The organism is Palleronia sp. (genome assembly GCF_042089775.1).
In the GTDB taxonomy this organism is placed as follows: Bacteria; Pseudomonadota; Alphaproteobacteria; order Rhodobacterales; family Rhodobacteraceae; genus Palleronia.
Genome location: NZ_JBELKF010000023.1, coordinates 23,354 through 45,108 on the forward strand (window position 1 = coordinate 23,354; position 21,755 = coordinate 45,108).

Sequence of the window (21,755 nt, forward strand, 5' to 3'; positions counted from 1 at the left end):
GATCCATGCCCACCCCCAACCGGGACAACGGCTACCAGATCGCCGATCCCAGCGGCATCGACTTTACGGCCGATCTCTGGAACGCGATCTTCGCGGACATCCATGCAAGGCTTCTTGCGCGCGAGGGGCTTGAGGCGTCGTTCGAGGCGCTCGAGGCGCAGGGCGTCCAGGCGTCGCTCGACTACATCCAGGCGACGGTCGCACCTCAGCTCGAGGATCTGCAATCGGGCGTCCAGCAGGCGCAAGCGCAGATCGACCAGATTGTCATCGACGGGATTTCTCCCGACGCGGCGAAGCTCGGCGGGAAGCTGCCGGACTCCTATGCTTCCGCGCAAGCCCTCTCGAATGGATTGGCCGGCCGCGTACCCACCTCGCGGACACTGAACGGCAAGCCACTCTCCACCGACGTGACGCTTGGAAAAGCCGATATCGGCCTCGGGAGGGTCGACAACACGCGCGACGCGGACAAGCCCGTGTCCGCCGACCAGCGGCAGAGGCTCGGTGTCCCGATCGGCGCCGAGATATTCTGGTCCGGTTCAGCGATCCCCTACGGATACCTGGAGGAAAACCGAGCGGAGCTTCTTCGGGCCAACTATCCGGAGCTCTGGGCACACGCCCAGGCATCGGGGATGCTGGATCCCGGCGGCGCGGATGTCGGCATGTTCAGCCCGGGGAATGGCTCAACGACATTCCGTCTGCCGGACGCGCGAGGCGAAATCCTGCGCGGCTGGGATCACGGCCGGGGTGTCGACGCCGGGCGAGCGCTTGGCTCGTCTCAAGGCGATGCGATGCGCCGCCTCACTGACTCGTTCACCACGTACTACGCCCAGGAAAGTGCTCCTAGCGGCGAGCTCTTCGTTGGCTCCGGTGGCAACGAGAAAGGTCCTGCGATGGCCGGGACGGGATACCAGGTCGCCGGCCTCTCTTTCGACAACGCGCGCATCACCCCCACCGCCGCCGAAAACCGTCCACGCAACATTGCCCGAATGGTCCTGATAAAGGCGTACTTCTGATGATGATCCACCACTTCACCGACGCCGGGGAATACACCGAGACCACGGAAGCACGGCCGGATCCTCGCAATTCGACCCGTCACCTCGTCCCCGGCAACGCCACGACGATCGAGCTGCCGGCGCCGATCGAGGGTACTGTTCGGGTGTTCGACGGCGACGCATGGTCTCACGTCACCGACAGGAGGGGCGTGGTCTACTGGACTGCCGACGGCTCAAAGCACGAGATCAAGGCGCTCGGCGAGGATGTCCCCGCCGACGCATACCTCGACCCGGCCGAGCTCCCGGCGGCGGTCCCGAGCGTGTCGGACGTCCGCCTGGAAGCGGCCCGGCGCCTCGATCTGATCGCCAATCCCTACACCGCGCAGGAGCGCGAGACGTGGCATCGGCAGATCGAAGAGGCGACCAGGCTTCTGGCTGACCCCGTGACGCCGGCACCTTTCGTCGCCAGCCGCGCTGCCGCGCGCGGCATGACGCCCGCCGAGCTCGCGACCGAGATCATCGCCAAGGCCGATGCTTACGCTGCCGCCGCCGGAGCGATTCTCGCTGTGCAGGACGAGCTGAGCGCACTCGACCCGATCCCGGTCGATTTCGCCGCCGACGCCCGCTGGCCCTGAGTTCGGAGGATACAGGATGACCGACATTACTTCCCTGCAAGCTGAGGCCACCTTGGCTGCCCTCGGGACGCTGCTGCCGCGCCTCGCGGCCATGGTCGAGCAAGCCCGTCCTTTGGTCGACAACGAGGATGCGGTCATTGCCTTGGCCGGTATCACGGACGGCTTGAACACGTTGGCCGCCTCGCTGCCTACGATCCAGTCGCTGGCGGACAATGCCACCGATGTCGTGCGCGTGTCGCAAGCCCGCGATGCGGTTCTGACAGTGGCGGCGCGGGACTTGGATATTCAGGCGCTGACTGCAAACCTTGCTGCGGTGCAGTCGGTCGCGGCAGACAGAGACAGTGTCCTGAGCGTGGCGCAGGCCCGAGATGCGGTCGTGGCCCTCGCTACCGTGCGAGACGCTCTTTCTGCACTCGGGGGGAGGGGGCAAGCCGTCGAAGATCTCGCCATTCGCGGGCAGGCACTCGACGATCTCGCACCGCAGGCCCCGCAGATCCAAGCGCTGGCGAACGATCTGACCGGCGTGTTGCAGGCGGTGGGTGCGAAAGATACGCTGCAATCCCTCTATACCAACCTCAACGCCCCGGCAGGCTCGCGGATCGTTGCCGAGATTCCCGATAAGGCCGCACTCGATGCGCTGATCTATGGGGTCGCCGCCGGGGAAGTTCAGGCGGGGCAGCGGGTGCAATACGAAGGCAATGTCGCCGAGGTCCTCGCAGATTTTGCGCCGGACTGGGATGCGATCGGCACAGGCGGAGTCAAGCTGCGCATCCTGCCGCTCAAGGGCACGCTCCTCTCCCGCGCCGACAACGACCTGCGCATGACGGACGGGGAGCCGGATCACCGGGTCAAGACGCTCGCGGGGCTGGCGACGCCGGCGCTCGTTCAAGCCGCTGCCGTGAGCGATGTCGTCGAAGTTGCGGGAACTGGCCATCGGTTCATCCGGGAAGGCGAGAGTTTTGAGCCGCTGGAAAGCGCGGAGCACACGATCTCCCTGGCGCAGTATGACATCGACCGCACGGGCAACATCGACGCCTCGGACTTCTTGCGCCGCGCCCTGGACCGCGCGGACAGCCTCGGGGGCGGGTGGATCACGCTTCCGCCGGGGCGCATCCTGCTCGGCGACGTGGAGACGCCTTACGGGACGACTTTGGAAGGCTCGGGATCGTCCATCTATGACTGGAACGGGTCGCTGGGGCGGACGGCGCTCGTCCGCAAGCCGGATGCCGCCGCTATCCTGATCCACCGGGAAAGCAATCTGCGCCTCCGGGACATGGATCTCGACGGCAACGGCGCCGTAAACGCGGGCGGGGGCGACGGGCTCGACTGCTTTGGCGGCACGGAGATCGAGGTTCAGCACGTCAAGATGCTGGACTTCGACCGGGCCATCTTCGGCGGAGACGACTTCCCGGTTGGCGGCCTCGATGTAAGCCTCAGCGTCTTCCGCCAGAACAACTACGGGATGTTCAACTTCCGAGACTCGTGGGCTCTGCGGACCACGTTCTCGGGGAACAGGAAGGCCGGGATCTACACGAACGGCGGGCAGAACACGATTCAGACATGCTTCATCGAGTTCCAGCGCGGCGGTCCCGGCCTCGACATGCGATCTGACGGGATCTATCTCGGCCGCAACTCCAACGACATCATGATCGCGAACTGCACCTTTGACCGGAATGCCGGCTTCGACATCTTCGGCGAAATGGCCGACGTGAACGGGGTGACAAAGTTCCCGGTGGATATCCAGATCAGCGACTGCGCGCACAAGGGCGGAGCCTGGGGCATTGACATGCCGCTCCTTTCGCGCCGCTCGATCCGGTTCCAGGGCGGTGATCGGATTTACGTCACTGACCCTCTCGGCCAGACGCGCAGCAGTGAGCCGAGCGGCGTCAAGGGCATGGTATCGCCGCTGTGGTTCGCCGATTTCGGAGCCGCCACGAACGTCGTCGTGGACACCGACAAGCTCGCGGGCATCACGTCGCTGATCGAGTTCGACGGGCCGCTTGGCAGTATCTACGAGTGGATGGCGTCAGCCACGGCCGGAGAATGGTATCTGCGCGACAAGGGCCTCTACGGCTCTGGCGGAAATCCGTTCCTGGTCGAACCGAACGACGTGGCGGTTGGCGATACGGCACTGACGGCAGGGACTGTCGGCACGCTTGGAGCCAATCAGTATGCAATGGGCGACAATGACGGGCTGGGATATTCCACCCTCTACCTGCGCACCGACGGCAGCAATCCCACCGGCCAAGGCCCTGCTGTCGGCTACAGGGGCGCACGCGTCATGCACATGTCCAGCCTCGTCTCCTACGGCGGGTACCGAAGCGTCATCCCCGCGCAGCCGATAGCGGCCGGGGCTTCTCTGGACGTGACGCTGCATGGCCCGAACATGGGTGCCGATGTCTACGCGCGCCGGTCCTTCCAGTTGGACCTGACCATGCGACGGGTCGAGAACCTGGTGGAATACGACGCGGTAGCCAGGGCAACGCTCGTCACGCGCCGCGACGGAACCCTCGTATGCACCACGCGGCTCGGCGCTATCGCCGTGGATGTTGGAGCCATCACGGTCGGCGAAGCAGGCTCGGGCTCAAATCTCGAACTGTCCGTCATCAGCACGTTCCGCCTGGGCAAGACGGTGACGCTTCGGCTCACGAACACGACCGCCACAGCCATCAAGATCGAGGGTGGGGCGCGGTAAGGTACGCCTTTTGGACCTGACCTACCGACACGGGCGGGCGGCCTGACCGCTGCCGGCCCCGGGCGCCCCGCGTCCACCACTTCTGAAAATGAGAGGCGCGCATGAGCGACGACAGCAAACCCATCCTGCGGATGGTATGGGAGAGGTTTGTCTCGAAGACCGTCGACTGGGCCGCGGTCGGCGTCCTCGGCACGGTCCTGATCCTGGCATTCGAGCCGGTGAAGGAACGGGCGCTGGCGATCTGGAATACGCCCGAGGCGCTGGAAAGGATCGCCCGCAAGGTGGACGAGCTGGTCACCGGCCTGGCCGATGCCCGGGACGACATCGAGGCGCTGCGCAGGCCTGACGAGGTGTTCGAGGTGTCCGTAACGAACTCGGGCCCGGTCGATGGCTATTGCATTGAGCGGGAGCCATGTGTCCTCGCCCTCAAGGTCCGCCGGAACATCGAGAGCCTGTCGTGCCGCATCGTGCCGGGATCGTCACGCTGGGGCTTCGTGAACCCGCGCTCCGACGCACTGATCTTTGCGGAACGACTGGGCGGCTCTCCGTCCCGGGATCTCGACGCCTCCTGGGCGACGATCGAGACGATCCTGCGGACGCCGACCGGCCTCGAGCCCGGCGCGGATCTGCAGTTCGAGGTCAGCTACACGGACTGTCCGGGCATGCTGCCCGACGCTGACCCCGTGACCTACACCTCGCCCCGCATCCCCATCGAAATTCGCCGGGACTGACCAGCGCACCGTGCGGTGCAATTATCGGGTCGCAACTCCGCAGGCCTAGCCTCGCCTGAACGACCCATCCCGACCTGATCCAATTCAACCCGCCCTGGCGGGCCCATCGTGTTGCACAGGAGGCAGACCCATGTCCCGATCCCTAGATCCCCGTCATCTGCAACAGCTGCTCGCCTCGGCTGGCTACTACAAGGGCGCGATCGACGGCCTCCTCGGGCCGAAGAGCAACGCCGCCGTAGAGATCGTCGGCCGCAATCGTGGCGGCTGGCCGCTCTGGTGGCCGGCCGCACGCCGCCAGATCGCGGCCGCACAGGCTGTCCTCAACGCACAGGGCCATGAGTGCGGCGCCGTCGACGGCCTCTACGGGCACAATACGGACGAGGCGATCATCTCGTGGCTGTCCCACCTGCACGGAACCTCGGCCGCGGTTGAGCGCGTGCCCACGGGACGACCGCTTCGCAGCTCTTCGCTGCCGACGCAGGACGAGTGCGCGACCTACTACGGCGCACCGGGCAGCGCCGCGCTCGAGGCGCAGCTGACCTATGTCCGGACGCCCTTCCCGATGCGCCTGGACTGGGCGCTCGACACCGAGGTCACGCGGATCCGCGTTCACGAGAAATGCGCCCCCGCCCTCGAGGCCGCGCTGACCGAGCTGTGCGACGAGTACGGGATCGGTCGCATCCGCCGCCTCGGCCTCGACCGCTTCGCCGGCTCCTATGTGCCGCGCCGGATGCGCGGAGGGTCCAGCTGGTCGATGCACGCCTATGGCTGCGCGATCGACATCTACGCCGCGCCGAACGCGCTGCGCATGCGCTGCCCGCAGGCGCTGTTCTGCGGCGAGGAATACCAAGATGCGCTCGACATCATGGAGCGCCACGGCTGGCTGCCTGCCGTCCGTCTCTGGGGCGCCGACGCCATGCACTTCCAGATGGCGCGCATGTGATGGCGCGGCTCGGCCGCAAGCTGCGGTCCCTCGAAGGTGGGGCCGTGGCGTTCAGGTGCCCGGGCTGCAAGTCCATGCACTGCGTCATCGTCGAGGGCACCGGACGGCCGCGCTGGTCCTACAACGGCGACGCCGACGCGCCGACCTTCAGCCCATCGATCCACGTCAGCGCCCCCGATCCGGATGCACCCCGGGTCGAACTCGCCCGCTGCCATTCCTTCGTCCGCGAGGGCCAGATTCGGTTCCTGGCGGACAGCACCCACAACCTCGCCGGCCAGACCGTAGAGCTTCCCGACCTCCCCGAACTCAACTGACCACCCCAACCGAAAGGACCACTCCCATGGCCACCAATCTGCAACTGCCCGCCCTGAACCCGCTCAAGGCCCGCTCGACCGTCGCCATGGCAGTGACGCTCGCGGCCATCATCGCACCAGGCATCTTCGGCGATGTCGATCCCGACGCGGCCGGCGCCGCGGCCGGTAGCGCCGTAGAGGCCATCAGCACTCTCGTCGCAATCGGCGGCGCCATTTGGGTCTGGGTCGAGCGTCGTGCGCCGAACATGCGTCTTTCGTTCCGGAAGTAGCTTTGCGGCCGGTCTACCTGGCGGCGCTTGCCGCGCTGGCCTTCGCCGCCTTCATCCTGTTCGGTCTCTAACCCACGGCCCCCCGGTCTGCCTCAGGCGGACTGGGGGGCCTTTCTTGCGTTTCGGCTCCCGCGCCTGCGTCTCCCGGGCGGCTTTGTCCTGAACCCCGTGCTAATCCATCGCTGCCAGGGAGGACGCAGGGACGAGGGGCGGGGCCTCTGGTGGGGACGCGAACCCTAAAAGGTCCTTCGCTTTGAAGTGCCTCGCCCCGCCGCAACCTTGGTTGTAACTGGCGCCCATGAGCAACGCGACGGGTTCGGTGACGTGGATATCCTGCCAGTGTGGGCATGAGGCGTGCGTCCCGAGGATCGAGGGCTTGGCCGGTGAGATCGTGCCCCGCCTTCGGTGCCGCCGGTGCGGCTCTCGCGGCAACGGCACCATCCGCCACGGCTACAAGGCAGATGCCAACGCGATGGAAGGATCTAGGCTGGCCGGGGATGAGCGGGGGCAGGACTGGTAAGGATGGGGAAGGTGCAGGCGGTGGGGCCTCCCAACCCGGCAATGCCGGAAACCCCACATAGCGCCCCGGTCCAAGGACCGTGCTACGGCCGGGAGAATATCACCGCGTCACGCCTGCACGCCGCAGGTAGCGCGAACCGTCCCTCGGTTCAATCTCCAGCCCCAAGGTCTGCTCACCTATGGTTTGCCTCGCGCGAGGCGTGAATCCGGTTGAAGCTCACCCATCAAGGACGACGTCGGAGAGCTTTCGCTCGACTCCGCATCGACCGCTCCTCAGCCGAAGAAGCCGCGGGAACAGCGGGTCGCGCTCTCATCGCCAGACGATCATCGAGTGGGGCGGAAGCAAGTCGCCACCGCGAGAGATCTCGCTGAAGCCTGCTCTCCAGTTTCGAGATTTCCGGCTCGAACACTTCTGCAAGGCGTTTCAGTGCCTGCTCAGTGGGCCGGGAAGGGCGCTCGCCACGTGAGTCGATCCAGGCAAGATTCGCATCGACGACCCGCTTTGCCGTACGCTGGACACGTTGAGGTAAAGCGCGCCGCATCTTGCGACGGAGCGGGCCGTACGAAAGGACGCCCTTGATCGCCGCGGCCGCGCGCGTCTTCGGGATCGAGGTCTCGTTCGAGGCGAGTCTCGGGACCTCTGCCATCTTGGAGATGCTCAGGAAGCTCGCGATTTCATCGTTGACCGCACGCGGTTCGCTGATGAAATCGTTGAACAGGAGAACTTTCACCTGCTCCGGCGCGAATTCGTTCTGGAAACGCGCCACCGCATCGTCATAGCAGCTCGTGTGTATGTGCCGCCATGCGTGAGCCCACTCATCTCGCTCTCCCGACAGCTCGGCCTGGACGGCTGCTTCGAATCTCGAGACTGCCTCCCGTCCTCGGGAGAGCTGGTATGCAAAGCTCGAATAAGCCCGATCATAGGGGTTCCGGAGCAAGATAATGATCTTGGCATCCGGAGCCACACGGCGGATTAGCTTCGCTGAACATGGGGTCGGGAGGTAGTTCGTGCTGGCGTCCAGTCGATATCGGTAAGCCTCCGACCCCCGATACAGGTCGCGGTACTCTTCAGCAGTTATCGACGGGGTTCTGGAGATCGGGCCCGGCTCGCTCGATCCAAGCTTCGGTGCGACTAGCCTGTAGTAGGGTCGTCCGCACTCATCGAGCTCCGCAAAGAGGTTCGGCTCCTTCTGAACGGGCGCGAATATCTCGCTGTGTGCGCCAAGTTGATCAGCACGCGTTGTCGTCGCTGCCTTCATCGCTCCGACGATGAAAAGGTTGGGCATTGGGGACTGCTCATAATGCGCAGCTACCTGGGCGACGCTGCTGTCCCTCCGCCTCTTCGGTTCAACCATCGTGCTCTCCTGCCTGCCTCACTGGACAGAACGGCGGGTTGCGCCTGGACGGCTTTCCCGACCGCTCGTGGTTTCGCGACTTCTGCCGGCCGCGAGGCAACCACTAGGTTCCGGCGGACCGAAACACCAGTTGATCGATAGAACAAGCGCTGCGGGTCAGTCGCACCAGGCCGCGTTCTTCGAGCCCTTCGCCAGGCTGCGCTCAATCAGTGTCCCGCGTACGTCCTGCCCGTCTCTGTCATAGAGGACACCCAGGTCGCGGCCGTAGGAGCCCACGCCATAGCCGACGATGCAGAGTTGCCCTGGCATCAGAGCGCGGAGCTGATCGGTTGCCTGGGCGCCCAGTTCCGCCTCCGCGCGACATTCAGGCTCCCATGTCTCAGGGGCGTCGAAGGACGCGCCACCCTCGCCGGTGAGCCGCACGTTCGCCCCCGGCGCGCGCACCGTGTCGCCGTCAATGATCATGGCGGCTGTGACGGCGAGTATGGCGAGACAGGGCATTAGGACGGCCTCGGGCTTCGGGAGAAACTTCGGGAATGAGGTTCCCGAAGGCTTCATTTCGTTCACGATTCTTCCCTCTGCAGGCACGATCTGGAAGCCGAAAATACGGCGCCTGAACATGCGCTTCAGTCAAGAAAACAAGGCTTCTGAGAGGGGATTTGATTTGGAGCGGGTGAAGGGAATCGAACCCTCGTATTCAGCTTGGGAAGCTGCTGCTCTACCATTGAGCTACACCCGCGCTCCGTGCCGCCCAGATAGTGCCGGGGGCGGCTCCGGGTCAAGTCCTATCGCGCTCAGCCCTTGCGGCGTCGGCGACGCTGGCGGCCGTCCTCGCCGCCGGTGTTGAAGGACACGTCCGGCAGGGGCGCGATCTTGCGCAGTTCGGGGAACGGGTCGACCGCGTGGGGCAGGGCATTGGCGGCGACGAAATGCTCCTGGAAGCGCGGCTCGATCGCGGTTTCGACCTTGTGGATGCGGCGCACGGTCTGCTCGATCTCGGCGCGCGCGGCGCGGTTCAGAAGGGCGATCCGGGCGCCGGTGCCGGCTGCGTTGCCGGCGCTGGTGACCTTGTCGAGCGGCACGTCGGGGATCATGCCGAGGATCATCGCGTGCTTGGGGCTGATATGTGCGCCGAATGCGCCGGCCAGCACCACGCGGTCCACCTTGTCCACGCCGCGCTCGTCCATCAACAGGCGCGCGCCGGCATAGAGCGCGGATTTCGCCAGCTGAATCGCGCGGACGTCGCCTTGGGTGACCGAAATCGTGCGGTCGGGGGTCTCGTAGAGGACGAACTGGTGCGTGCGGTTGTCGGCGCGGAGGCGGTCGGTGCCCACCTGCTCGGCTGAGCCGATGAGGCCCGAGGCGTCGATGATGCCGGCGGAGCGCATCTCGGCCAGCGCCTCGATGATGCCGGAGCCGCAGATCCCGGTGACCTCGAAGTCGAAGGCGGGGTCGTCGGACCAGAGGTCGCTGCCGATGACGCGGAAACGCACGTCCTTGGTTTCGGGATCGATCCGCACGGCGTCTATGGCGCCGTTCGCCGCGCGCTGGCCGCTGGAGATCTGCGCACCCTCGAACGCGGGGCCGGTGGGGGACGAGCAGGCGAGGACGCCGTTGCGGTCGCCGAGCAGGATTTCGGCATTGGTGCCGACGTCGACGATCAGCGACAGTTCGTCCTGCTTTCCCGGCTCCTCGGAGAGCGCGACCGCAGCGGCGTCGGCGCCCACATGGCCCGCGATGCAGGGCAGAAGGTAGGCGCGGGCGGCGGGGTTGAGGCGGGTCAGGTCCAGTTCGGCCGCGGCGCATTCGACGGCGTCCGAGGTGGATAGGGCGAAGGGGGCCTGGCCCAGCTCGACCGGGTCGATGCCGAGAAGCAGGTGGTGCATCACCGGGTTGCAGACGATCACGGCCTCGACGATGGCGGCGGGGGCGATGCCGGCCTCGGCGGCAATGTCGGCGGCGAGCTGGTCCATCGCCTCGCGCACGGCTTTCGTCATTTCGAGGTCGCCGCCCGGATTCATCATCGAATAGCTGACGCGGCTCATCAGGTCTTCGCCGAAGCGGATCTGCGGGTTCATCAGCCCCGCCGAGGCAAGGACGGCGCCGGTGTCGAGGTCGCACAGATGCGCCGCGATCGTCGTTGACCCGAGGTCGATGGCGAGGCCGTAGAGGCCGGATTCGTAGAGGCCCGGCCAGATGTCGATCAGCCGCGCGGGGCCGCGATGCGCCTGGTGGACGGCGACGGTGACGCGGAAGGCGCCCTTGCGCAGGATGGGCTGGAGCTTGCGCAGAAGCGGCAGCGGGGCCTCGACCGGGCCGATGTTCCATTGCGCCTTGAGCGCGCGGTTCAGGCGTTCGAGGTCGCCCGAGGGTTCGTGCATGTCGGGCTCGTCCACCTCGACGAAGTAGAGGCGGGTGGCAGGGTCCATGCGGATCTCGCGCGCGGTGGCGGCCTTGCGGATGACCTGCCGGTGGACCTGGCTTTCGGGGGGCACGTCGAGGACCACGTCGCCGCAGATCTGGGCCTGGCAGCCGAGACGGCGGCCGGGCTTCAGGCCGCGTTTCTCGTCATAGCGCGCCTCGACCGCGTTCCAGCCTGACAGCGCGTCGTCCCGGACCGTCACGCCGTGCTTGGAGTGCTGACCGAATTGCGGGGAGACCTGGCATTTCGAGCAGATGCCCCGCCCGCCGCAGACGGAATCCAGATCGACCCCCATCCGCCGCGCGGCGGCCAGGACGGTCGTGCCGGCGGGCACGCGTGCGCGCTTGCCCGAGGGGGTGAAGATGACGAGGGGGTCTTCGCTCATGTCGTTTCCGGTCCGGGACGGGTCACTGACGGCGCCGGCGGCGGCTGCCGCGGCCCGATCCGGCGTCCGAGGACGCCTTGGCCGCCTCGGCAAAGGGGGTGCCGGCCTCGACCGCATCGAGCACGCGGCTGAACTTGATCCACTCGCCGCCGTTCGGGTCGTGGTTCATCAGGAAGTTGGCGGCGCGGATCGCCTCCATCTCGACGGCGCGGACGGGATTCATGATGGCGCTGGTCATGCCGGCGCCAATCGCCATCGGCAGGAAGGCCGCGTTGATCCCGTGGCGGTGCGGCAGGCCGAACGAGATGTTCGAGGCGCCGCAGGTGGTGTTCACCCCAAGCTCGTCGCGCAGGCGGCGGACGAGGGTGAAGACCTGCTGCCCGGCGCTGGCCATGGCACCGACGGGCATCACCAGTGGATCGACCACGATGTCATGGGCCGGGATGCCGTAATCGGCGGCGTGCTGGACGATCTTCTTGGCGACGGCGAAGCGCACGTCCGGGTCTTCGGAGATGCCGGTGTCGTCGTTCGAGATCGCAACGACCGGGACATTGTACTTCTTGATGAGCGGCAGGATCGCCTCGAGCCGCTCTTCCTCGCCCGTGACCGAGTTGACGAGCGGACGGCCCTTGGCGATCGACAGCCCCGTTTCCAGCGCACCGGGGACCGAGCTGTCAATGCAGAGCGGCACGTCGACGAGGCCCTGCACCAGCTCGATCATCTTGCGCATGAGCGGCGGCTCGGTCTCGTTCGGGTTGGGGTTCGAGTTGTAGACGACGCCCGCGTTCACATCGAGGACCATCGCACCGCAGGCGACCTGTTCCAGCGCATCCTTTTCCACGGTCGAAAAGTCCCCGGCCTCGAGCTCGGCGGCGAGCTTCTTGCGGCCCGTGGGGTTGATGCGCTCGCCGATGACGCAGAAGGGCTCGTCGAAGCCGATCGTGACGGTCTTCGTTTGCGACTCGAGGACGGTGCGGGTCATGTCGTCTCCTTGGTGATGCGGTCGATCCAGGGCGCGAGGGCCGGGTCGGAGAAATCGGCCAGCGTCGCGACGGCGCCGGCGTCTGTCAGGCGCTCGTGGGTCAGCGACGAGCGCAGGCCCATCGTGGCGATGCCGGCACGCGCGGCGGCGGTGACGCCCGAAGGGCTGTCCTCGAACGCCAGCGCGCGGGCGGGCGTGCCGCCCAGCCGGTCGAGCGCGGTCAGGTAGGGCAGGGGGTCGGGCTTGCCACGCTCCAGCTCGTCCGAAACCACGAGCGTGTCGAAATGATCCGACAGCCCGATCGCCGCCAGCATCGCGTCGGCATTGGTGCGAGGTGCGTTGGTGACGATGGCGGTCCGCCAGCCAGCGGCCTTGATGCGGTCGAGAAGCGGCAGGAGACCCGACATCGGCTCGGCCGCGGTCCCGAGGCGCTCGCGAAAGCGGGCCTCCTTCTCGTCGGCCAGCGCCTTTGCGTCGGCGCCCGGGAAGGCATCGCCGAAGATGTCTTCGTTCAGGCGGCCGTGGATGTGGTCGTAGTAGTGCGCCTCGTCGATCTCGATCCCTTGCTCGGCGAAGAGTTCGATGAACACCGCCGCGTGGATCGGGTCGGAATGGATCAGCGTTCCGTCGAGGTCGAAGAGCATCGCAACGGTCATTGAGCGGCAGCATCCTGCGTAGTGGCGGCAATCCGGGCATTCGCCCAGTCGGTCGCGAGTCCGATCCCGCCGAGCGGGAAGAGGTGCACGCCTTCGATCGGGAAAGCGGGATTGGCAGCCTTGTGGGCCGCGAGGTCGGTGACGATCTCGTCGGGCTCGTAGGGCAGGACGAGCTTCGTAACGTCGCGCGCCCGCTTCTGGAGCACCCGCATCGACGGACCGACGCCGCAGGCCACGGCGAACTTGATGAGCGTCTGCAGCTTTGCCGGTCCCGCGATCCCGATATGCACGGGCAGGTCGATGCCGTTCGCACGCAGCCCCTCGGCCCAAGCGATGACCGGCGCGGATTCGAAGCAGAACTGGGTGGTGATCGCCATCCGGGCGTCAGTTCGCGCCGCGAAGGCCTGCTTCCAGCGCAGCGCGTCGGTGACGGCGCGGTCGCCGCCATCCACGTCGATGTCGCGGTTCCCTTCGGGGTGGCCGGCGACGTGGAGATCGGTGAACCCCGCCTTGTCGAAGAGGCCCGTGTCGAGCAGCTGCATGGAGTTGTCGAAGGCGCCGCGAGGTTCGCTGATCCCGCCGGCGAGGATCAGGCCTTGCCGGATGTCTGCCTCACCCTGGTAACGGGCGATCCAATCGGCGAGCGTGGCAGCGTCGGAAATGCTGCGGGCCGGGAAGTGGGGCATCACGTCGAAGCCCTCACCCGCGATGCGTCGCGCGGTCGCCACCATGTCCTCGATCGGGGTTCCGTCGATATGGGCGATGTAGACGCGCGTGCCGCGGGGCAGGAGGGCACGGAAATCCTCGACCTTCTCTGCAGTGCGGGGCATCACCTCGATCGAGTAGCCTTGCAGGAAGCTGCCCATGTCGGCCGGTTGCGAAGCTGTCTTGCGGCGGAAATTCAGGATCGACATCAGGGGCTCCAGGAAAAGGGGCACGGGGGATCACGCCCATCCATCGTTGTCGATGAGGACGCGCAGGCGCTCTGGGTCGTAGGTGGCGTCGATCTCGTCGGCGGCCTTGCGCGCCGCCTCTTCGTCCGACCCTTCGACCGTGACGGGGGCGCCCTTGTGCCACTCCGCCAGGTAGTCGTCGGTGCCGGCCGCGCCCGATTTCATCGCGGCGCGATCGATCGCCTGTTCGAACCGTTCGGGCAGGGGGATCTTGACCCCGCGGCGGCCCTTGCCCGCGATCACCTGTGCGGGGATGTCCCGCCAGTAGACGATGGTGATCTCGGCCATTCAGCCCCTCCCGGTCCGTTCGTTCCAGATACGCGGCCCCTTGCCGCACCCGATGCCGTTTCCCGACGCAATGTCGGTCTCCAGCGACGCGAGGTCTAACGCCTTCGGCTCGCCGCGGCCATGCACGGCATCCCCCATTGTGCTCAACATGATCTTGAAGCGCGGCTTGGGAGACAGAGCTTGCCTCGCACGGGGGGGCGCCTTAGGCTTTGGGGTAACCGATTGGAGGGCGACGAGATGGCGCCCAAGCGTCCCATAGGTGCGGGCGCGTTCCCCTTGACGGTCGAGCAGCCGCGCACCGACAAACCCGATCCTGCGTCCCTTTACGCGGCGCTCGATCTCGGCACGAACTCGTGCCGGATGCTGATTGCCCAGCCGAAGGGCAACCAGTTACACGTGGTCGATTCCTTCTCGAAGTCCGTCCAGCTGGGGCAGGGGCTCGAGGCGACGGGACGGCTGAGCCTTGCGTCGATGGAGCGGACCATCCAGGCGCTGAAGGTCTGCCGGTCCAAGATCGACCGCCGCCGCGTCAGCCGCATGCGCCTCGTCGCGACCGAGGCGTGTCGCAGGGCAAGCAACGCGCGCGCCTTCATCGAGACGGCACGGCGCGAGACGGGCCTCGCGCTCGAGATCATCGCGCCCGAGGAAGAGGCGCGGCTTGCCGTGATCTCGTGCGCGCCGCTGGTCTCGACCAAGACCGAACAGCTGCTGGTCGTGGATATCGGCGGTGGGTCGACCGAGCTTGTGTGGATCGACATCACCCGTGTTCCGCGCCACGACCGGCCGCGCGCGATCATGCGTCTGCATGCGGGGTTCAAGCCTGCCGACGGCTCGCCCTTTCCGGCGGCGCGCGTGGTGGACTGGATCAGCGTGCCCCTGGGCGTTGCGACCCTGCGCGAGCAATTCGACGACGTGAAGAACGACGCCGCCCGGTTCGCCCTGATGAGCTGGTATTTCGAGGAGAACCTCGTGACCTTCGCGCCCTACGCGCGCGAGCAGGCGCGCGAGGGCTTCCAGATCATCGGCACCTCGGGCACCGTGACCACAGTGGCGGCGAGCCACCTGGGGCTGAAGCGCTACGACCGGAACCGGGTCGACGGGCTACGCATGACCTCGGACCAGATCGACGCGGTGATCCGCAGCTACCTGACGCTGGGCCCCGAGGGGCGGCGCAGGGACCCGCGTATCGGACGGGACCGGCAGGCGCTGATCATGTCGGGTGCGGCGATCCTTCAGGCGCTGCTGCGGGTCTGGCCCACGGACCGCCTGTCGGTTGCCGACCGGGGCCTGCGCGAGGGGCTGCTCTATGCACAGATGTCGGCCGACGGCGTGCTGGAAGACGGGCCTTACTGATCCACGGCCTCTTGCGCGGGCGGTCAGGCAGCGTAAGTGAACGGGCAGGAGGCCCGATCATGGCGAAAAAGACAAGCGGACGGGGGCAGCGGGACCTGACGGTCAAGGTCAAGACGGCGCGCGGGCGTCGGCTGTCCTCCACCCGGTGGCTGCAGCGGCAGTTGAACGACCCGTACGTCAAGCGGGCGAAGGACGAGGGATTCCGCGGTCGCGCGGCGTTCAAGATCATGGAGCTTGACGACAAGTACGAGTTCCTGCGTCCCGGCGCGCGGGTCGTCGATCTGGGCTGCGCGCCGGGCGGCTGGTGCCAGGTGGCGGTGCCACGGGTCAACGCGGACGGCGCGCGGGCCGGCAAGCCGCAGGGACGCGTGCTTGGCGTCGACCTGCAGGAGGTCGAGCCCATCGCGGGCGCCGAGATCCACCAGCTCGACTTCATGGAGCCGGGCGCGGACGAGCAGGTGAAGGCCTGGCTCGGCGGATCGGCGGACGTGGTGATGTCGGACATGGCGGCGTCCTCGTCGGGGCACCGGCAGACGGACCACCTGCGGATCGTGGCGCTGTGCGAGGCGGCGGCCCATCTTGCCTTCGACGTGCTGGAGCAGGGCGGAACCTTTGTCGCCAAGGTGCTGCAGGGCGGCGCCGAGGACAGCCTGCAGGCCGAACTGAAGCGTCGGTTCGAGAAGGTCGCGAACGTCAAGCCGCCGTCGAGCCGCGCGGATTCGGCCGAGAAATTCGTGATCGCGCAGGGCTTCCGCGGCTAGGCCGCGGCGGCTGGAAGGTTGCGACGCCTGCCCGTAAAGGTCTTGCCATGACGCGGCGCTTCCTTCTTCTCTTCGGTCTGCTGATCGTCTGGGGCTTTCAGACCTCGGCCCAGACTCCGGCGCCGGTCGAGTCCGAGCCGCCGCGTGTCGCTGTCGAAGATGCGCCCTCGGACGAGGCGATTGCAGAGCGCCTTAAAGCCATCCTGGCGGCGCTTGAGCGCGACGGGATCGCCGTCTCCGTCGAGTCCGGCGTCGTGACCTTGAGCGGGGACGTCGCCGATCCGGCCGTGAGCGAACAGGCGTCGGGAATCGCGAACCGTCTTGAGGGCGTCGTCGCGGTGAGGAACGATCTTGTCGAAGCCGGCGAGCTCTCGCAGCAACTTGACCCGGCACTCTCCCGGTTTCGGGCGCGGTTCGACCAGGTGCTTGGCCGGCTTCCGCTCCTGTTCCTCGCGACCGTGGTCTTTGCCGCCATCCTCGGGTTCGGCGTCCTTCTGGCGCGGATGGCGGTGTGGGATCGTCTCGCTCCGAATGCGTTCATTGCGGGCATCTACCGGCAGGGCGTTCGCATCGTCTGCGGCATCGCGGGGCTCGTGGTGGCCCTGGACCTGCTGGGGGCGGCGGCGCTGCTGGGGACGATCCTTGGCGCGGCGGGGATCATCGGTCTCGCCATCGGTTTCGCGGTGCGCGACACGGTCGAGAACTTCGTCGCCTCGGTCATGCTGAGCCTTCGGCAACCGTTCCGACCGAACGACCTGGTCGAGATCGAGGGCGACTCTGGCCGGGTGATCCGGCTGACCTCGCGCGCGACGATCCTTCTGTCGCTGGACGGCAACCACATCCGCATCCCGAATTCCGTCGTTTTCAAGAGCCGGATCGTGAATTACACCCGCAGCGCGGCCCGGCGCTTTACCTTCGATATCGGTGTCGATCCCGATGCGGACCTCGAATCGACGCGCCTGATCGCGCAGGACGCCCTGAGGGCGATTCCCTTCGTGCTCGAAGATCCGGAGGCCCTGGTCTGGATCGAGAACCTGATCGAGGCGGGCGCGATCTTGCGGATCTCCGGGTGGATCAACCAGGAGGAAAGCGGCTTTGCATCCGCCCGTGGAGACGCACTTCGGCTGGTCAAGGCCGCCATCGAGGGCGCAGGCGTCACAATTCCCGACACGACCTACCGCATCCGCATCGAAGGCGCCGGTCCGGTTTCACCTGCTCCGCCGCCGTCCTCTGCGCCCAGGCAGGACTCCGCGGCCGAGCCGGACGCGCAGTCCTTCCGCCAGTCAGAGGAGAAGGCGCTGATTCCTCTCGTCGCAGCCGAGCGGGAGGAAACGGGAGATCTTCTTCGCAAGGACGCGCCGCAGGAGTAGGCAGGTTGGCCCGATGGTTCAGGGCTTGCGCCCCAGCGTATCGGCCATCTCGGCACCGCGCTGACCCATGGGTCTGACCCGTCCGCGGGTGGTGTCGCGCCTGGACTGATGCTCCATCTCGGCGTTCAGCAGGGCGCCCAGCAGGACGACGAAGGCGGTGAGCCAGATGTAGAGAAGCAGGATCACCACCCCCGCGATCGCGCCATAGGTCAGCTGATAGCTGCCGAAATTCCGTACGAAGAGCGAAAAGAGAATCGAGCCGCCCACCCACAGCCCTGTGGCGACAAGTGCACCGGGGGTGACCCAGCTCCACCGTGGCGACCGTCGCGCAGGGGCATACCGGTAGAGCAGCCCCATCGACACCATCGACAGGAGCGCGAGCACCGGCCAGCGCCCAAGCCTGAGGATCGTTTCCGTCCAGCCGGACAAGCCCAGCGCCGCCGTCGCCGCCGGCACCGCCCCAGCCAGGACGACGGCGGAAAGGGTAATCGCGGTCAGCACCGCCGTCAGCCCCAGCGAGACGACGTTGCGCATGATGATGTTGCGGGTTTCGTCCTCGGCATGGGCCATGTTGATGCCGCTCACCAGGTTGTCGATCCCGCGCGACGCCCAGAACAACGAGAAGACGAGGCTGAACAGCGCCGTCGCGGTGGCCTGTCCGGGGGCCTGGCCTGCGAGTGCGACCGCCTGGTCGCGCACCACCGCGAGCGGTTGCGCCGGCGCCAACCCCTCCAGCCCGTCGATCTGGCTGACGACGAGCTCGGGATCGAAGAACAGCCCGGCGAGCGAGGCCAGCGTCGCAATCGCCGGAAAAAGCGCGAGCATGCCGAAGAAGGCGACGCCTGCGGCGACCAGCGGGACGAGGTCACGGCCAATCCGTCGCCCGACGCGCAGCGCAATGTCACGCCAGCCGGCCAACTGGATCGATTGGGGCTGCCATGCGTCGCGCCCGCGTCCCGTCTCGTCCTTTTCCTGCGGCGGCGCCGGTGCCGCCGGGTGATCGCCTTCGGGATGCGGTTCGGCCCCTTCACCGGGCCCGGGGCTTTCGCCTCGTCGGTCCTGCATTGGTATCAACCTCCTTCAGCGGCTCGCTTTTGCAGCGACTCCGTTCAGGAACGCACGAGGACGGCCCAACGGTTCACCTAGGCTGAGCTTGATGTGCAAGATCTGGATCGCAGGTCGATGGCTGCTGGGGTGAGGGATGCGCGCCCGCAGGCGCCGGCTCCGTCAGATCGATCCGGAGAATCGCGTGGCAAGCGTGAGAATGATGATGCCGAAGCCGATCAGGGGGACTCCGGTCATCATGAAGGCCGCGAGGGCGATGCCGCCCATTGTTTCGCGCAGCTTGATCATGTCCTTGTCTCCGTCCCGGTGACTGCCGGGTCAGTGCCTCATCGGGCACCACGACTGCGCCACCACGCACGATTTCTGTCAACCGACAGGACGTCGCGGTGGAGACGAGCGCACGGCGGTTGAACGGGCCGAGAGGGAAACTTCGCCGGTCTTTGAATGCGTCGGCGAGAGTCGCCTGTTACAAAACCTTCATAAAACTGTTACGGGAGTTTCTTGTCTGAAGCTTAGCACGCCGCCAGCGGCTGCCGAGGTGCGGCCCGGGAAACACATGAGGAGACTTTCATGCGCAATGTAATGACCGCGACTTCGGCGGCTGCGCTGCTCATCGCGTCCGGCACGATGGCCGTTTCGCAAACGCGTCAGGAAATCAGCATCGTCGGATCGTCGACGGTGTTCCCGTATACCCAGGCCGTGGCCGAGCAATTCTCGTCCGAGACCGGCGCGCCGTCGCCCGTCGTCGAATCGACCGGCACCGGCGGTGGCATGCAGATCTTCTGCGAAGGCATCGGCGCCCAGCATCCCGACCTGACCGGCGCTTCGCGGGCCATGAAGGCCTCGGAGTACCAGCTTTGCCAGGAGAACGGTGTCGAGGACATCACCGAGGCGCTGATCGGCTTCGACGGTCTTTCGCTGGCCGTTTCCCGTGACACCGAGCACCAGTGGGACCTGACGCTCGGCGAGATCTACCAGGCGCTCGGCGCCCAGGTTCCCGTCGATGGCGAGTGGGTGGACAATCCCTACACCCGTTGGTCGGAGATCAACTCCGAGCTGCCCGACGTCGAGATCCTGGCCTACGGCCCGCCGCCGACCTCGGGCACCCGTGACGCCTTCGTCGAGCTTGCGATGCAGGCCGGCTGCGAAGAGCTCGAGTATGTCCAGAACCTCGACGTCGAGGACACGGGCGACTGGATCGAAGAGAATTGCTCGCGCATGCGCACCGACGGACCGTTCGTCGAAGCCGGCGAGAACGACAACCTGATCGTTCAGCGCATCCAGGCCGACCCGAACGCCCTTGGCATCTTCGGCTACTCGTTCCTCTACGAGAACCAGGACACCCTGAAGGCCGCTTCGGTCGACGGCGTTCAGCCGAGCACCGAGACGATCGCCGACAAGTCCTACCCGATCTCGCGCCCGCTGTACTTCTACGTGAAGAACGCGCATCGCGGTGTCATCCCGAACCTCCAGGAGTTCGTCGAAGAGTATGTCTCCGACGATGCGCTGGCCCCGGGCGGCTACCTGACCGAGCGCGGCCTGGTTCCCCTGGCCGATGATCGCCGGGAAGAGATGCAGGAAGCCGTGGTCAACGCCAAGAGCATGGAAGCTCCGCAGGGCTGATCCGAGCCTCTTGAAAAACGCGCTCCGGTCGGCATGACGTCGACCGGAGTTTCTATTAGGAAAGCCGCCGCCATGACAGCCGTCGCCTTCGCCATCCTTCTCTTGGTCTGTACGCTTGGCTACGCACTCAACCGACGGGCCGCGGCACAGATCAGCGGCAGCGGGACACGCCTGCACTCGCTGGAGTCGCTTCATGGACTATTTTCGGCGCTTCTCGTCGCGGTGCCGGTCCTCGTCGTCATCCTCGCGTGGCTCGCGCTGCAGGGGCCGGTCATCGACTGGCTGCTCTGGCGGTCGCTGCCCGTGAGCGAGGTCGAAGGGCTGAGCGGCGGCGCAGCCCAGCTTGCGGTTGCGGACATCAAGACGATCGCTGCGGGCACCATCTTCGGCACCCCGCCGGAGTGGAAGATGGAAGCGGCCGCCCGTTACCAGTCGATGCAGACGACGAGCCGCGTCCTTCTCGTGATCGTTGTGGCGGTGCTGTCGGTCGCCCTCGCGCTTTTCGCACGGCGCCGCGTTTCGGCCGAGTTCCGCGCCCGCCAAGGGGTCGAGCGGATCGTGCTTGGCCTCATGATTTTCTGCTCGACCGTGGCGATCTTCACCACCGTGGGCATCGTCATGGCGCTGCTGTTCGAGACCATCAAGTTCTTCTCGATGGTCCCCATCAGCGATTTCCTCTTCGGCACCAACTGGGAGCCGCAGATCCCGATCCGTGCCGACCAGGTTGCGGCCACCGGTGCCTTCGGCTGGGTCCCCGTCTTCCTCGGGACGCTCGTCATCACCGTCGTCGCCCTGGTCGTGGCCGTGCCGGTGGGCCTCTTCTCGGCCATCTACCTCAACGAATTCGCGCCCAAGTCCGTCCGGGCCGTCGCCAAGCCCGCGCTGGAGATCCTCGCCGGCGTGCCCACCGTGGTCTACGGCTTCTTCGCGATCCTGACCGTGGCACCTGCGATCCGCAGCTTCGGCGCGAGCCTTGGCCTGAGCATCGCGCCGAACACGGCGCTCGCGGCCGGGGGGGTCATGGGGATCATGCTGATCCCGTTCATCTCTTCCTTCGCGGACGACGCGCTCAGTGCGGTCCCGCGCAGCCTGCGGGAAGGCGCGCTCGGCCTCGGCGCGACACGAGGCGAGATGATGACGTCGGTCCTGTTCCCCGCGGCGATCCCGGGCATCGTGGGGGGCGTGCTGCTGGCCGTCAGCCGGGCGATCGGTGAGACGATGATCGTGGTGATGGCCGCCGGCCTGATGGCGAAGATGACGATCAACCCGCTCGACAGCGTGACGACCGTGACGGTTCAGATCGTGACCCTGCTGATCGGCGACACGGCCTTCGACAACCCCAAGACGCTCGCCGCGTTCGCCCTGGGCATGATGTTGTTCCTTGTGACCCTGCTGATCAACATTCTCGCGCTCGGCATCGTCCGAAAGTACCGCGAAGCCTACG

General features: G+C 66.6%; 22 protein-coding genes and 1 tRNA gene. 13 read left to right on the top strand and 10 right to left on the bottom strand.

From position 1 onward, the window contains the following. Nucleotides 1-5 precede the first annotated feature (5 nt). The 8 genes from ACFDS3_RS08205 (at nucleotide 6) to ACFDS3_RS08240 (ending at nucleotide 7,099) form a co-directional block, all read left to right on the top strand. Complete coding sequence (locus ACFDS3_RS08205; protein ID WP_375261867.1) at nucleotides 6-1,013, top strand: hypothetical protein; 1,008 nt, start codon at nucleotides 6-8, stop codon at nucleotides 1,011-1,013. Next, nucleotides 1,013-1,627, top strand: coding sequence for a hypothetical protein (locus ACFDS3_RS08210; RefSeq protein WP_375261868.1), 615 nt, complete (start codon nucleotides 1,013-1,015; stop codon nucleotides 1,625-1,627). The genes ACFDS3_RS08205 and ACFDS3_RS08210 overlap by 1 nt, the downstream gene beginning before the upstream one ends. 16 nt (nucleotides 1,628-1,643) lie before the next feature. Further along, nucleotides 1,644-4,322, top strand: coding sequence for a hypothetical protein (locus ACFDS3_RS08215; protein WP_375261869.1), 2,679 nt, complete (start codon nucleotides 1,644-1,646; stop codon nucleotides 4,320-4,322). A 101-nt stretch (nucleotides 4,323-4,423) separates the two neighbouring features. Further along, complete coding sequence (locus tag ACFDS3_RS08220) at nucleotides 4,424-5,053, top strand: hypothetical protein (protein ID WP_375261870.1); 630 nt, start codon at nucleotides 4,424-4,426, stop codon at nucleotides 5,051-5,053. A 130-nt stretch (nucleotides 5,054-5,183) separates the two neighbouring features. After that, nucleotides 5,184-5,996, top strand: a complete 813-nt coding sequence (locus ACFDS3_RS08225; RefSeq protein WP_375261871.1) for a M15 family metallopeptidase — start codon at nucleotides 5,184-5,186, stop codon at nucleotides 5,994-5,996. A gap of 44 nt (nucleotides 5,997-6,040) precedes the next feature. After that, nucleotides 6,041-6,310 carry a DUF6527 family protein gene (locus ACFDS3_RS08230; RefSeq protein WP_375261872.1) on the top strand — a complete coding sequence of 90 codons (270 nt, stop codon included), beginning with the start codon at nucleotides 6,041-6,043 and terminating at the stop codon, nucleotides 6,308-6,310. A gap of 26 nt (nucleotides 6,311-6,336) precedes the next feature. After that, entirely contained in the window at nucleotides 6,337-6,579 is a 243-nt protein-coding gene (locus tag ACFDS3_RS08235; protein ID WP_375261873.1) for a hypothetical protein, read from the top strand. 376 nt (nucleotides 6,580-6,955) lie between these two features. After that, nucleotides 6,956-7,099, top strand: a complete 144-nt coding sequence (locus tag ACFDS3_RS08240) for a hypothetical protein (RefSeq protein ID WP_375261874.1) — start codon at nucleotides 6,956-6,958, stop codon at nucleotides 7,097-7,099. Between the two features lie 223 nt (nucleotides 7,100-7,322). Here the strand turns inward: ACFDS3_RS08240 and ACFDS3_RS08245 are convergent, their stop codons facing one another. The 8 genes from ACFDS3_RS08245 to ACFDS3_RS08280 all read right to left on the bottom strand — a co-directional run bounded on the left by ACFDS3_RS08245 (nucleotide 7,323) and on the right by ACFDS3_RS08280 (nucleotide 14,139). Further along, nucleotides 7,323-8,453 carry a sulfotransferase gene (locus tag ACFDS3_RS08245; protein WP_375261875.1) on the bottom strand — a complete coding sequence of 377 codons (1,131 nt, stop codon included), beginning with the start codon at nucleotides 8,451-8,453 and terminating at the stop codon, nucleotides 7,323-7,325. A 156-nt stretch (nucleotides 8,454-8,609) separates the two neighbouring features. Beyond that, nucleotides 8,610-8,918: a thermonuclease family protein gene (locus tag ACFDS3_RS08250; RefSeq protein WP_375261876.1), complete on the bottom strand. Its 309-nt coding sequence runs from the start codon at nucleotides 8,916-8,918 to the stop codon at nucleotides 8,610-8,612. A gap of 200 nt (nucleotides 8,919-9,118) precedes the next feature. After that, nucleotides 9,119-9,192: transfer RNA gene (locus tag ACFDS3_RS08255), tRNA-Gly, on the bottom strand. A gap of 55 nt (nucleotides 9,193-9,247) precedes the next feature. Next, on the bottom strand, nucleotides 9,248-11,260 hold the full coding sequence (locus ACFDS3_RS08260) for an ASKHA domain-containing protein (protein WP_375261877.1): 2,013 nt from the start codon (nucleotides 11,258-11,260) through the stop codon (nucleotides 9,248-9,250). Between the two features lie 22 nt (nucleotides 11,261-11,282). Next, nucleotides 11,283-12,242 carry a methyltetrahydrofolate cobalamin methyltransferase gene (locus ACFDS3_RS08265; RefSeq protein ID WP_375261878.1) on the bottom strand — a complete coding sequence of 320 codons (960 nt, stop codon included), beginning with the start codon at nucleotides 12,240-12,242 and terminating at the stop codon, nucleotides 11,283-11,285. After that, a complete protein-coding gene (locus ACFDS3_RS08270) occupies nucleotides 12,239-12,898 on the bottom strand; it encodes an HAD family hydrolase (RefSeq protein WP_375261879.1) in 660 nt (219 codons plus the stop codon). The genes ACFDS3_RS08265 and ACFDS3_RS08270 overlap by 4 nt, the downstream gene beginning before the upstream one ends. After that, nucleotides 12,895-13,812, bottom strand: a complete 918-nt coding sequence (locus tag ACFDS3_RS08275) for a methylenetetrahydrofolate reductase (protein WP_375261880.1) — start codon at nucleotides 13,810-13,812, stop codon at nucleotides 12,895-12,897. Before ACFDS3_RS08275 ends, ACFDS3_RS08270 begins: the two co-directional genes overlap by 4 nt. A gap of 30 nt (nucleotides 13,813-13,842) precedes the next feature. Further along, on the bottom strand, nucleotides 13,843-14,139 hold the full coding sequence (locus tag ACFDS3_RS08280) for a virulence factor (protein WP_375261881.1): 297 nt from the start codon (nucleotides 14,137-14,139) through the stop codon (nucleotides 13,843-13,845). A gap of 237 nt (nucleotides 14,140-14,376) precedes the next feature. Between ACFDS3_RS08280 and ACFDS3_RS08285 the strand changes: the two genes are divergently transcribed. The 3 genes from ACFDS3_RS08285 to ACFDS3_RS08295 are packed head-to-tail and all read left to right on the top strand — an operon-like array spanning nucleotide 14,377 to nucleotide 17,623. Then, the gene (locus ACFDS3_RS08285) at nucleotides 14,377-15,492 is read left to right on the top strand and encodes a Ppx/GppA phosphatase family protein (protein ID WP_375261882.1); all 1,116 of its coding nucleotides are present in this window, start codon (nucleotides 14,377-14,379) and stop codon (nucleotides 15,490-15,492) included. A gap of 59 nt (nucleotides 15,493-15,551) precedes the next feature. Beyond that, nucleotides 15,552-16,253: an RlmE family RNA methyltransferase gene (locus ACFDS3_RS08290; RefSeq protein WP_375261883.1), complete on the top strand. Its 702-nt coding sequence runs from the start codon at nucleotides 15,552-15,554 to the stop codon at nucleotides 16,251-16,253. Nucleotides 16,254-16,300: 47 nt separating this feature from the next. Further along, nucleotides 16,301-17,623, top strand: a complete 1,323-nt coding sequence (locus ACFDS3_RS08295; protein ID WP_375261884.1) for a mechanosensitive ion channel family protein — start codon at nucleotides 16,301-16,303, stop codon at nucleotides 17,621-17,623. An 18-nt stretch (nucleotides 17,624-17,641) separates the two neighbouring features. Here ACFDS3_RS08295 and ACFDS3_RS08300 read toward each other — a convergent pair whose 3' ends face one another. Both ACFDS3_RS08300 and ACFDS3_RS08305 read right to left on the bottom strand, forming a co-directional pair. Then, nucleotides 17,642-18,688 carry a YihY/virulence factor BrkB family protein gene (locus tag ACFDS3_RS08300; protein WP_375261885.1) on the bottom strand — a complete coding sequence of 349 codons (1,047 nt, stop codon included), beginning with the start codon at nucleotides 18,686-18,688 and terminating at the stop codon, nucleotides 17,642-17,644. Nucleotides 18,689-18,850: 162 nt separating this feature from the next. Further along, the gene (locus ACFDS3_RS08305; protein ID WP_375261886.1) at nucleotides 18,851-18,976 is read right to left on the bottom strand and encodes a hypothetical protein; all 126 of its coding nucleotides are present in this window, start codon (nucleotides 18,974-18,976) and stop codon (nucleotides 18,851-18,853) included. 282 nt (nucleotides 18,977-19,258) lie between these two features. On the opposite strand from ACFDS3_RS08305, the gene ACFDS3_RS08310 reads away from it, so the two are divergent. Both ACFDS3_RS08310 and pstC read left to right on the top strand, forming a co-directional pair. Then, nucleotides 19,259-20,311, top strand: coding sequence for a substrate-binding domain-containing protein (locus ACFDS3_RS08310; RefSeq protein ID WP_375261887.1), 1,053 nt, complete (start codon nucleotides 19,259-19,261; stop codon nucleotides 20,309-20,311). A 72-nt stretch (nucleotides 20,312-20,383) separates the two neighbouring features. After that, nucleotides 20,384-21,755, top strand: a 1,372-nt coding sequence (gene pstC / locus ACFDS3_RS08315; protein WP_375261888.1) for a phosphate ABC transporter permease subunit PstC, incomplete at its 3' end; no start/stop codon positions are given.